Raw genomic sequence first — 11207 nt, forward strand, 5'->3', positions numbered from 1 at the left:
CTCCCTCACTGGGTCAGGTCGTTGCGCAGCAGGGTGCCGAGGCCGAAGCACTCGCGGCGGCTCTGGTTGTGGCTGAGCGGCTCTGCCCCCTGGGTGCGCTGCGTGTCGGTGAACCAGGTGGTGCCGGCGGCCTTCTGGCTGCTGCACTCCAGGAAGCCATCGGAGCAGGAGGACAGCCAGTTCTGGGTGAACTCCAGGCCGACATTGGCGGCGTAGCCACCGCAGTAGCTGTTGCTGTCCCATACCGCCGATTCCACGTCGCTGCCGACCACCGCACGGAACGGCTTGGGCAGGGCGGGACGGCCTGCGGTGCCGTACAGGTTCTGCGCGTTGTAGGTGGCCATGCTCGCCACCTGCTGCTGGCGCACCGCGTCGTTCTTGTAACCCAGCAGCCAGCCCAGCGAGGTTTCGAAGGTATTGCCGTTGAGCACCGCATCGGCCAGCGGCGTGCCGGCCGAGGACGGTGCCAGCGCGTTGACCTTGCGCACCGCGCGGATGATCTTCGGATAGCGGCTGTCGTAGGTCGGGTTGGACAGGATCCAGCGCACCACGTTGCCGCCGTTGGAGTGGGTGATCACCACCAGCTGGGTGATACCACGGCTGTCGATGAAACGGGTCAGCTGGTTGGCCAGGCAGCCGGCCGCTTCCGGTTTCCACATGTACTGGGTGAAATCGCAGTTGATGACCACGTAATTGCTGCTGTTGGGCAGGCCCTGGCGCACGGTGTCGATGATGGTCGGCTGCCAGTAGTCCTGGGTGGCGTTGGTCTGCGCGCCGGTGCCATGCACGAAGGCCACGCCGACCACGTCGGCGGCCTGCGCCGGCGCTGTTGCAAGCCCCAGGAGCAGGGCCAGGACGGTACTTCCTGTTGCGGTGCTGCGCATCGCGTCTCTCCCTCTGTCTTCGGATCCCCCCGACCCGGCTGGAACTGGACGGCCTCTGGTGCCTGCCGATGTGCCGATGCTCACGGCGCGGGCGCGTGAAAGTCCGTGCGCTGCGCCCGGATTCAGGAGACTGGCGTCACTTGATGACGTTTTTCATCTTGTTTCGATGACCATGCCGGTTCTGGCCGTATGACCGATGGCCACTGCGGTGCCGCACTGGGACTGCGATCATGACGCGATGTTCTTTCTCCGGAGCCCGTCCATGTCGCTGATCTCCCACCCTGCCCGCCCGCTGCTCGGCCTTGCCGTGGCCGCTGCCCTGGCCGGTTGTGCCGCCACCGCCGCCAAGCCGACCGCCGTCGAAGCCAACATCACCACCAAGGCGGTGGGTTATCTGGACAAGAGCGCGGTTCCGGCCAGCCTCGACCTGGTACCGGCACCACCGGTGGCCGGTTCGGCCGCGTTCGCCCTGGACGAGCAGGTCAGCCGTGAGGCCCGCGCGCTGCGTGGCAGCCCGCGCTTCGCCCAGGCCGGCGTCGATGCGGAACTCGGTTTCCCCGAAGGCGCCAACCACTTCTCCTGCGCCGCCGACATCGACGTCGATGCGGTGAAGACCCCGGCGCTGTATCGCCTGCTGGAGCGCAGCCGGATCGACGCCAGTGCGGCGACCAAGGCGGCCAAGAACCACTACCAGCGCCCGCGTCCGTTCATGGTCAACGGTGAACCGACCTGCTCGCCGAAGGACGAAGACGGCCTGCGCAAGAACGGCTCGTACCCGTCCGGCCACACCTCGATCGGCTGGGCCTGGGCACTGATCCTGTCGGAGATCGCGCCGGACCGCGCCGACGCCATCCAGGCGCGCGGGCGCAACTACGGCGAGAGCCGCCTGGTGTGCAACGTGCACTGGCAGAGCGACATCCTCGAAGGCCGCTTCATGGGTGCCGCCGCCGTGGCCCGCCTGCACGACAACGCGGCCTTCAACAAGGACCTGCTGGCCGCACGCAAGGAGATCGAAGCGGCGCGCAAGGCCGGCCTGCACTCCAGCCGCGACTGCGCCACCGAGAATGCGGTGCTGAAGGTGCGCCCGCAGAGCGCGCTGTAGGCCACGCCTCTGTAGAGCCGAGCCATGCTCGGCTCAGAGCAGCCGAGCGCAGGCTCGGCCCTACACGAAGCAGGAAACAGAAGGGCCGGCAGTGCGCCGGCCCTTCTTCATTGCATCAACGCAGCCACCGCATCAGAACTTCGCGGTGAACTCCACGCCCCAGGTACGCGGCTCGTTGAGGAAGCCGGTCAGGTTGTTGAAGTCGATCGCGCCGACCACGCGGGTCTGGTTGGTCAGGTTGCGACCGAACACCGCCACGTCGTACTGGCCGTAATCCCAGTTGTAGCCCAGGCGCAGGCCGCCTTCCAGCGAACTGCGGCCGCGGAATTCCGGCGACTCGTAGATGAAGAAGTTCACCGCGCTGCGGTAGGCCCAGTCGGTGTAGGCGTACAGCTCGCTGCCATCGCTGAGCGGGAAGCCCACGCGCAGGGTCGCGTTGTGGATCCATTTCGGCGCCTGCGGCAGCGGGTTGCCGTTCACCAGCGCATAGGTGCCGCCGTTGATGACCGTGGTCGGGTCGTTGATGGTGCAGCCACCGCCGCAGATCGCCACCGCAAGGTTCTTGTCCTTGATCTCGGTGTCGTTGTAGCTGCTGCCGAAGGTCAGCAGGACGTTGTCGGCCAGGTAGGCTTCCAGGTCCAGTTCCACGCCCTGGCCGATGGTCTTGTCGGCGTTGAGCAGGGTGGCGGTGTTGTTGGCACCGCCCACGGCGATCAGCTGCTGGCCGTCAACGTTGTAGCGGAACACGCTCAGGCCCAGGCGCGCGCGGCGCTCGAACAGGTCGGCCTTGATGCCGGCCTCGTACGAGATGACCTTCTCCGAATCGGCCTGCGACAGGCCCGGCGCAAAGGCCAGGCGGCCCTGGATCGACGGCGCGCGGAAGCCCTTGGCGACGCGGGCGTAGGCGTTGATGTCGTCGGTCAGCTTGTACACGCCGCTGACGTCCCAGCTGACGTCGTTGACGTCGGTGTTGGCCAGGTACGGGCCGCTGACCGGGGTGCCGAACGGAACGGCCTGCAGCACGCTGGCGCTGAAGTCCTTCTTGTCCTGGGTATAGCGCACGCCGGCACGCAGCTTGAAGCGGTCGGTGACATCGAAGTCGCCCGAAGCGAACACGGCCCACGCCTTGTTGCGCTGGTTCTGCACCACGTGGCCGGTCTGCGGATTGCCCGGGGTCAGCGAGTCGTAGTTGAAGTTGTTGATGGTCACGTCTTCATCGAAGTAGAAGACGCCGGCCTGCCAGTCGAAGCGGCCCCATTCGTTGGACTCGATGCGCACTTCCTGCGTCCACTGGCGGTGGTGCGGCAGGCCGTCGGCCGACTCCGACGAGAACGGAATCAGGCCCGGACCGTAGTTGCCGGCACCGAGGAAGGCCGCACCGTAGCCACCGTCGATGTCGCCACGGTTGAGCGACTCGGCGGTTTCATAACCGGTGATCGAATGCAGGGTCACCGAACCGAGGTTCCACTGCAGGCGCGCGCTGCCGCCCCAGGTCTCCAAGTCGGAGAAGTTGACGCCGTCGTTGGCCACCTTGTCGCGGTCGAAGTTCTCGACCAGCGAATTGCCACCCTTCTGGATGATGTTGGCGCGGAACAGGCGGGCGGTACCGTTGAGCTTGCGCTTGTGCAGGTTGAACAGCGCTTCGAAGTCGTCGCCTTCGTACAGGAACTGCACGCGGCCGGCGGCTTCATCATAGCCTTCGAAGCCACTGTTGGGCGCACCGGCGCGGGTGTTGTCGACCCAGTCATCGCGGCGCTGGTAGATCGCCGAGACACGTGCCGACCAGCGGTCGGTCAGCGGGCCGCCGTAGGCGCCCTGCACGTTCCAGCTGTTGTAGCTGCCGTAGCCCACGCGCACGTAACCGTCGGCATCCTGCGAGGGACGCGCCGAATCGAACTTGACCACGCCGGCCGGGGTGTTGCGGCCGAACAGCGTGCCCTGCGGGCCACGCAGCACTTCCACGTTGGCCAGGTCGAACAGCGGGAAGCCCTTCAGCAGCGGGCTTTCCTGCACCACATCGTCATACACCAGCGACACCGGCTGCGAAGCATTGAGGTCGAAATCGGTGTTGCCCAGGCCACGGATGTAGAAGCGCGGGAAGGCGCGGCCGTAGGACGACTCGATGTTGAGGCTGGGCACGCGTGCGGCCAGGAAGCGGATGTCATCGCCGGCCGAGCCGAGCACATCCAGCTTCTCGCCCTGGATCGCGCTCAGTGCGACCGGTACGTCCTTGGCGTTCTCGACGCGCCGCTGCGCGGTCACCTGCAGGGCATCGAGGGCAACCGGATCCTTGGCAGCGGGGGTTTCCTGGGCGGCCGCAACCAGCGGCAGCAGGGCGGAAAGAGCGGCAACGAGGGGGCGCGCGACCGGAAGGCGGCCACGGGAAGTACGGGTCGGGGACATGGCGGTAGGCTGTGTTTGGAGGGGTGGTAAAACGGCGCTACCAGATAATTGTTGCAATACAGCACCTGCCCCGCAAATGCCCGCCGTTCATGGGCCTGTCGCCCCGGCCCGGGCGCCCTCGCTAGACTCGGGGGTTTCCAGCCCTGCGGAGCCGCCGCGATGACCCAGTGGTATTTCCATGCCTCCGCCCAGGCCGAGCGTATCGGCCCGCTTGATGACCAGGCTGCGCGCCGTTATGCGCGGGCCAACCCGCGCGCGCTGGCCTGGTGCCAGGGCATGAGCGGATGGACCTCGATTGCCGAGGTGCCGGAGCTGCAATCTGCGGCCCCGGGCATGCCGAACAGCCCGCCGCCGGTCCCCTCCGCCAGCGGCCGCGCCGACGACATCGAATTCCGCATCGTCGGCCATGAAATGCAGTTCGTGGAGATCGAGCTCGACCCCGGCGAGAGCGCCATTGCCGAGGCCGGCGCATTGATGTTCAAGGACGCCACGGTACAGATGGACACGGTGTTCGGCGCCGCCAACGGCGACCAGGGCGGCGGCTTCATGGGCAAGGTGATGGCCGCCGGCAAGCGCGTGCTGACCGGCGAGAGCCTGTTCGCCACCGTCTACACCCAGAGCGGCCACGGCAAGGGCAAGGTCGCCTTCGCCGCGCCCTACCCGGGCACGGTGCTGGCGATGAAGCTGGACCAGCACGGCGGCCGCCTGGTCTGCCAGAAGGACAGTTTCCTGGCCGGCGCGCGCGGCGTGCAGATCGGCGTGCAGTTCCAGCGCAGGATCATGACCGGCCTGTTCGGCGGCGAGGGCTTCATCATGCAGAAGCTGGAGGGCGACGGCTGGGTGTTCATCCACGCCGGCGGCTGCGTGGTCGAGCGCGAGCTGGCTGCCGGTGAACGCCTGGACGTGGATACCGGCTGCGTGGTGGCGTATCACCCGACGGTGGACATGGACGTGCGCCGTGTTGCCGGCATCAAGAGCATGCTGTTCGGCGGCGAAGGCGTGTTCCTGGCCACGCTGACCGGTCCGGGCAAGGTCTGGCTGCAGTCGCTGCCGTTCTCGCGCCTGGCCGGCCGCATGTGGATGGCCGCGCCGCAGGGCGGCGGCCAGAACCGCGGCGAAGGCTCGGTGCTGGGCGGCCTGGGCCGGATGCTGGACGGCGACAACCGGTTCTGACCGCCTCGCGGTAGTGCCGGCCGCTGGCCGGCTGTTTCACGAGGGTGCCGGCCAGCGGCCGGCACTACCCGAAGCATCCGATGAATGGGCGGGCCGACCTACCCTGCCCGCCCTGCGGCACCTTCGGTATGCTGGCGCCCTTTCCTGAATCCGGCGCCGCGAGCGCACTGCCGATGAGCCTGTTCCGACCCCGCATGCTGCTGTCCGTCGCCCTGATCGGCCTGCTGGCCGGCTGCGGTGGCGACCCGGTCCGCCCTGCGCCGCCGCCGGCGCCAACCGTGGTACCGCAGGCCAAGCCGGTGAAGATCGGTATCGCCCTCGGTGGTGGCGCAGCCAAGGGCTTCGCCCACATCGGCGTGATCAAGATGCTGGAGGCCAATGGCTTCGAACCGGCCGTGGTGTCCGGCACCAGTGCCGGCAGCGTGGTCGGCGCGCTGTATGCCAGCGGCATGGATGCGTTCCAGATGCAGAGCAAGGCAGTGGCGCTGGATGAAGCCAGCATCCGCGACGTGCGCCTGTTCTCCGGTGGCCTGGTGCAGGGCCAGAAGCTGCAGGACTACGTCAACGAGCAGGTCGCCAACCGCCCCGCCGAGCGCCTGAAGAAGCCGTTCGCCGCCGTCGCGACCCAGCTGGAAACAGGCGAGCGCGCGATCTTCGTGCGCGGCAACGTCGGCCAGGCCGTGCGCGCCTCCAGCAGCATTCCCGGCGTGTTCGAACCGGTGAAGATCGGTGGCCGCAACTACATCGATGGCGGCGTGGTGAGCCCGGTGCCGGTCGATGCCGCGCGCCAGCTCGGCGCCGACTTCGTGATCGCCGTGGACATCTCCAGCAAGGCCAGCGGCAAGGCGCCGACCGACATGCTGGGCATCGTCAACCAGTCCATCTCGATCATGGGCCAGCGCCTGGGCGAGCAGGAACTGGCACGCGCCGACATCGTCATCCGCCCGAAGGTGCTGGACATCGGCGCCGCCGATTTCAGCCAGCGTGGCACCGCGATCCTGGAGGGCGAAAAGGCCGCAATGGCCGCGATGCCGCAGATCCGCGCGAAGATCCAGCAGCTGCAGCGTGCACGCGCCGCGGCCGCCGCACCGGCACCCGTGGCCGCGCCGAAGTGCGAGGAAGCCTCGCGCCTGGGCAGGCTGATGGGCCGCAAGGACAAGTGCTGAGCTGAGCCGGCGTGTCGCTGCCAGACAGCGACGCGCGCGTTCTAGCGCGCAGGCCGGTAACCGCTGGCCTGCTGCCGCTCGCGCCTGCGCGCCTGACGGGCCTGCTCCTGCAGTGTCGCCGTGTGCTGCAGTTGTTCCATGCCATCGGCCGGCACATGCAGCTGGCGTCGCGCACGGGTGAGTGCCAGATAGACCGCGCGCACCGGGTTGTGCCAGATGCGCCCGCCCTGCCCCGCACTGAAGCAACCGGGTGACAGTGAGACCACGTCGAACTGCAGGTTCTTCGCGTGTTCGGCCAGGCACAGCGCCACGCGCCCTTCAGCGGGCGTGTCCTGGTCATCGAGCGCCTGCAGCAGTGACTGCACCCGATCGGCAGACGCAAACAGTTCGACCAGCGCGCCCTGCCCTTCGTCGGCCTGCGTGGCCAGGAAGCGCTCCCACTCCGGGTCCGATGCGCTGGCGTGGCGACGGCGCCACGCATCCAGCGGGCGCTGCAACACACCGCGCAGCGCGCGCAGCGATGCCGGATGCAGGTAGGGCCGCAGCCCGAGCGCCTGCAGCTGCGCCGCATCGAGGGCCAGATCGGCGACGCTGCCATGGATGCGCAGGCCCTCGCTTGGTACCTGCGCCCAGTGGCGGTAATGCAGCACACCGGTGGCGCGGTCGGCGGCACCGACGAACGGCCCACTGTCCTGGCCCAGTCCATCCAGCGCCAGGGTCTGGTTGACCAGGCCCTCGACCTGGTTGCCCTGGCGCACCGACTGGTGCATTTCCAGCACCTTCGACGCGCCCCAGCGCGGCACCGTGCCGGACAGGCACTGATGCGGATCGCCCAGACTGACCACGCCAGGCGCATGGCCGGCCAGCAACTGCTTCCACGACGGGCTGAGGTCATGCGCCTCGTCCACCAGCAGCATGCCCATGTCCAGCGGCGGGGTAACGCCGCGCAGTGCCAACCACTTGCCGATGTGCGCCGGGCTGAGGCTCAGCAGCGTGCCCCGCTGCAGCTCGGCGTCGAACATGCAGCGCCAGACGTGCTCGGCAGCCGCCATGTACGGTGACACGTCGAGCATCGCGGCGGGCACCGAACGGTCGAAATGCTGGAACGCCAAGCCCGGTGCCGACGACGCGCACCAACGGTTGATGGCCTCGAACGCAGTCAGCAGCACCTGCTCCGGGCTGCGCCCACCGATGCCCTGCAGGCCGATGCGGCCGGCAATCTCGCGCGGCGTGCGGGTGCTGCGCCGGTAGCTGGCAACGAAGCCACCGGTGTGGCCGCTGCGCGCGGCATGCTGCGCCACGCGGTTGGCGAACTCGATCTGGGTCAGCAGGCGCACCGCGGTGCTGGCCGGCACGCGGCTGCGGAAGGCTTCCACCTGCCCACGCGAGGGCGCCACGTAGGTGTAGCGGCCGGGCCGCGCCTCCATCAGCGCCAGCACCAGGTGGCCCTTGCCGGTGCCGGCATAGCCATCGAGGTCGATCAGCTCATCGGGGTTGGCGGCGATGGCGCGCAGCACGCGGGCCTGCTCGGAGGTGTACAGGCCATGGTGTTCGACCGCACGCGCGTCCTCGGCGGCCACGTCATCCTGCGTGAGCGCCTCGTCACTGGAAAAGGTGGCGGGAAAGCGGATCTCATGCTCGGTCAGGGTTTCCTGGCAGGCCTGCTGCAGGGCCAGGCCCGGATACTCCAATGGCGACTGCGCGATGACGTCCTGCAGGATCTGCGCCGGCGCCAGCAGCACGCCGTGGGCGGCCAATGCGGTCAGCCAGGCATCCAGCTCCGGCTGGCCTCCGCCACCGGGGCCGGCCAGCTGCGCGGCGGCGCCTTCGTTGCCAGCAAACAGCGCGCAGGCATCATGCAGCAGGCGTTCGATCTCGGCCGCTGGATGCAGGCGCGCCCGGCACAACTGCGCGGCCATCAGCCCGGCCTGCTCCACTGCCGTCTGCGGCGGCGTGCCGTGAGCGATGTAACGTGCCAGCGACTTGCGCTGCAGCGGCAGGAAGATGGTGGTGGGCACCGGGTGCTGGAGTTCGGACATGCGTGGAACCGGAAAGGAACGCTGCGGCGCGCGCAGGGCGGTGATGCTCGGCTACCCGCCCGGCCGCGTCAAATCGCCGCTGCGCTCATTCCAGCTGCGACAACGGCAATGCCTGGAAACCCTTCACCGTGCGCAGCACGAAGCTGGAATTGGCGTCGGCCACGCCGCCGGCGTTGAGCAGGCGGTCCAGCAGGAAGTGCGAAAAGTGCTCCAGGTCGCGCACGTAGACGTGCAGCAGGTAGTCCATGTCGCCGGTCAGCGCATGGCAGGCCACCACCTCGTCCCAGCCCTGCACGCTGTCCACGAAGTGGCCGATGGCGGCCTGGTCGTGCTTTTCCAACTGCACGCGCACGAAGGCCTGCAGGCCCAGGCGCAGCTGCCGCGGCTCCAGCCGCGCGCCGTAGCCGACGATCACGCCCTCGCTTTCCAGCCGCTGCAGGCGGCGCAGGCAGGCCGAGGGCGACAGGTTCACCCGAGTCGCCAGCTCCGCGTTGGTGGCGCGCCCATCCCGCTGGATTTCAGCCAGCAGGCGTATATCCGTGCGATCAAACTGGACTTCTCCGGCCATTGCTGCTCCGCAACATGGTGACTGCGCAAGGATATTGCGCCAACAATGCCAATCGGCGCAACTTTTGCAACCCTGTTGCGCGCGCCCTGCCCTAGCATCGTGGCTATCCCTTCAAGGAGTGCCCCATGGACCTCGCCCAGCCCCGCCGCGTCGAACACCAGCAGACCGACAAGGGCTACGTGCCGGTGTACACCACCGCGCTCGTCGAGCAGCCGTGGGACACCTACAGCGCCGACGACCACGCCACCTGGAGCACGCTGTACCAGCGCCAGCGCGAGCTGCTGGTCGGCCGTGCCTGCCAGGAATTCCTGGACGCGCAGGACGAGATGGGCATGAACGCGCACATGATTCCGCGCTTCGACCAGCTCAACGAAGTGCTGGGCGCGGCCACCGGCTGGACCCTGGTCGGCGTCGAAGGCCTGCTGCCGGAACTGGATTTCTTCGACCACCTGGCCAACCGCCGCTTTCCCGTGACCTGGTGGATCCGTCGCCCGGACCAGATCGACTACATCGCCGAGCCGGACCTGTTCCACGACCTGTTCGGCCACGTGCCGCTGCTGATGAACCCGGTGTTCGCCGACTACATGGAGGCCTATGGCCGTGGCGGCGTCAAAGCCCACGCGATCGGCCCGGACGCGCTGCAGAACCTCACCCGCCTGTACTGGTACACGGTGGAGTTCGGCCTGATCGACACGCCCGACGGCCTGCGCATCTACGGTGCCGGCATCGTGTCGTCCAAGGGCGAGTCGCTGTACTCGCTGGAATCGGCCGCACCCAACCGCATCGGTTTCGACCTGCAGCGGATCATGCGAACGAAGTACCGCATCGACACCTTCCAGAAGACCTACTTCGTCATCGACAGCTTTGAACAGCTGATGCAGGCGACGTCGCCGGACTTCACCCCGATCTACGCGGCACTGGCCGACCAGGCGCACCTGCCTGCCGGTGACGTGCAGGCTGACGATCACGTGTTCCAGGCCGGCACGGGTGAAGGCTGGGCGGACGGCGGCGACGTGTGATGCGCGCTGCCGCGCGGCTATCCTGCACGGCATGACTGATGCATTTGCTTCGCTGCGCGTAACCGATGTCGCTTTCGACGACGACTTCATCCTGCTGACCCTGGCCGATGGCCGCCGCACCCGCCAGCCGCTGCGCTGGGTACCTGCGTTGTTCGAAGCCGATGCAGGGCAACGCGCGCGGTGGGTCGCCACCGCCGATGGCCTGGGCGTGAACTGGCCGGCGCTGCGGCCGGCGCGCGAGGCTGGCGTGGTCGATATCCTCAACCAGGTCTGGGAAGACCGCTACGAGGCCGCGCTGGCGCGACTGAAGGCAGCCGCGTGGACGCTGGATGCGCTGTCCGACGAAGACCAGCAGCTGGTGGCGCTGTGGCGCATGGAGGCCGACATCAACAACGGCGGCTTCATGCAGTTCCTGTGCAACTGGGGCGACCCGACCTGCCAGCTGGCGTTGCGTGCGCTGCAGGCGATGGGCGCGGCGAAGACCCACGCGATCCTGGCCGGCATGCGCGGGCTGGTCGACCGGCTGGAAGATGACCCGGCGGTCAAGCAACTGACCGACCTGTACGGCGCGATGACCGAACAGGAGCAGGAGGCGCTGCACGCCTTCGACGAAGCCTATTTCGAGCGACCGGAAGACCTGGCCAGGTTGGGGCTGAAGCACTTCGGCCCGGAGCCTGTCGAACGACGATGACCATGCACGCCGGCGCTGTTCTGTAGAGCCGAGATCCTATGTTCGCGGTCAAGCCTGCTGGAAGCAGGCTTGACCCACTTTCAGCATGGCTGGGTCAAAGTCCCGACCGCTCTTGAAGACGCCCCAGGCGATCTTGGCCAGCTTCCTGGCCAGGATGTTAAA

Annotated in this window: 9 protein-coding genes and 1 pseudogene; 5 read left to right on the forward strand and 5 right to left on the reverse strand. The window is 67.9% G+C overall.

What is annotated here, in order from left to right:
• Positions 1-5 precede the first annotated feature (5 nt).
• Positions 6-884 (reverse strand): lipase family protein, encoded by an 879-nt coding sequence (locus AC5P65_RS19655; protein ID WP_111104109.1) that lies wholly within the window; start codon positions 882-884, stop codon positions 6-8.
• Between the two features lie 262 nt (positions 885-1146).
• Here AC5P65_RS19655 and AC5P65_RS19660 point away from each other — a divergent pair, with 262 nt between their 5' ends.
• Positions 1147-1986, forward strand: coding sequence for an acid phosphatase (locus AC5P65_RS19660; protein WP_021204632.1), 840 nt, complete (start codon positions 1147-1149; stop codon positions 1984-1986).
• Positions 1987-2118: 132 nt separating this feature from the next.
• Here AC5P65_RS19660 and AC5P65_RS19665 read toward each other — a convergent pair whose 3' ends face one another.
• Complete coding sequence (locus AC5P65_RS19665) at positions 2119-4389, reverse strand: TonB-dependent receptor (RefSeq protein ID WP_021204631.1); 2271 nt, start codon at positions 4387-4389, stop codon at positions 2119-2121.
• 159 nt (positions 4390-4548) lie between these two features.
• On the opposite strand from AC5P65_RS19665, the gene AC5P65_RS19670 reads away from it, so the two are divergent.
• Together AC5P65_RS19670 and AC5P65_RS19675 are read left to right on the forward strand one after the other, a co-directional pair.
• Positions 4549-5562: a TIGR00266 family protein gene (locus AC5P65_RS19670; RefSeq protein ID WP_111099286.1), complete on the forward strand. Its 1014-nt coding sequence runs from the start codon at positions 4549-4551 to the stop codon at positions 5560-5562.
• Between the two features lie 173 nt (positions 5563-5735).
• Positions 5736-6728, forward strand: coding sequence for a patatin-like phospholipase family protein (locus AC5P65_RS19675; RefSeq protein WP_021204629.1), 993 nt, complete (start codon positions 5736-5738; stop codon positions 6726-6728).
• Positions 6729-6769: 41 nt separating this feature from the next.
• Here AC5P65_RS19675 and AC5P65_RS19680 read toward each other — a convergent pair whose 3' ends face one another.
• Both AC5P65_RS19680 and AC5P65_RS19685 read right to left on the reverse strand, forming a co-directional pair.
• Positions 6770-8767 (reverse strand): hypothetical protein, encoded by a 1998-nt coding sequence (locus AC5P65_RS19680; protein ID WP_111099287.1) that lies wholly within the window; start codon positions 8765-8767, stop codon positions 6770-6772.
• Between the two features lie 85 nt (positions 8768-8852).
• Complete coding sequence (locus AC5P65_RS19685; protein WP_004153377.1) at positions 8853-9335, reverse strand: Lrp/AsnC family transcriptional regulator; 483 nt, start codon at positions 9333-9335, stop codon at positions 8853-8855.
• A 125-nt stretch (positions 9336-9460) separates the two neighbouring features.
• Between AC5P65_RS19685 and phhA the strand changes: the two genes are divergently transcribed.
• Both phhA and AC5P65_RS19695 read left to right on the forward strand, forming a co-directional pair.
• Positions 9461-10354: a phenylalanine 4-monooxygenase gene (gene phhA / locus AC5P65_RS19690; RefSeq protein ID WP_019658833.1), complete on the forward strand. Its 894-nt coding sequence runs from the start codon at positions 9461-9463 to the stop codon at positions 10352-10354.
• 31 nt (positions 10355-10385) lie between these two features.
• Complete coding sequence (locus AC5P65_RS19695) at positions 10386-11045, forward strand: DMP19 family protein (protein ID WP_111099288.1); 660 nt, start codon at positions 10386-10388, stop codon at positions 11043-11045.
• A gap of 48 nt (positions 11046-11093) precedes the next feature.
• Here the strand turns inward: AC5P65_RS19695 and AC5P65_RS19700 are convergent.
• Positions 11094-11207: pseudogene (locus AC5P65_RS19700) on the reverse strand (IS110 family transposase); the annotation flags it as partial.

The organism is Stenotrophomonas sp. YJH_SMC_48-3 (assembly GCF_059369375.1).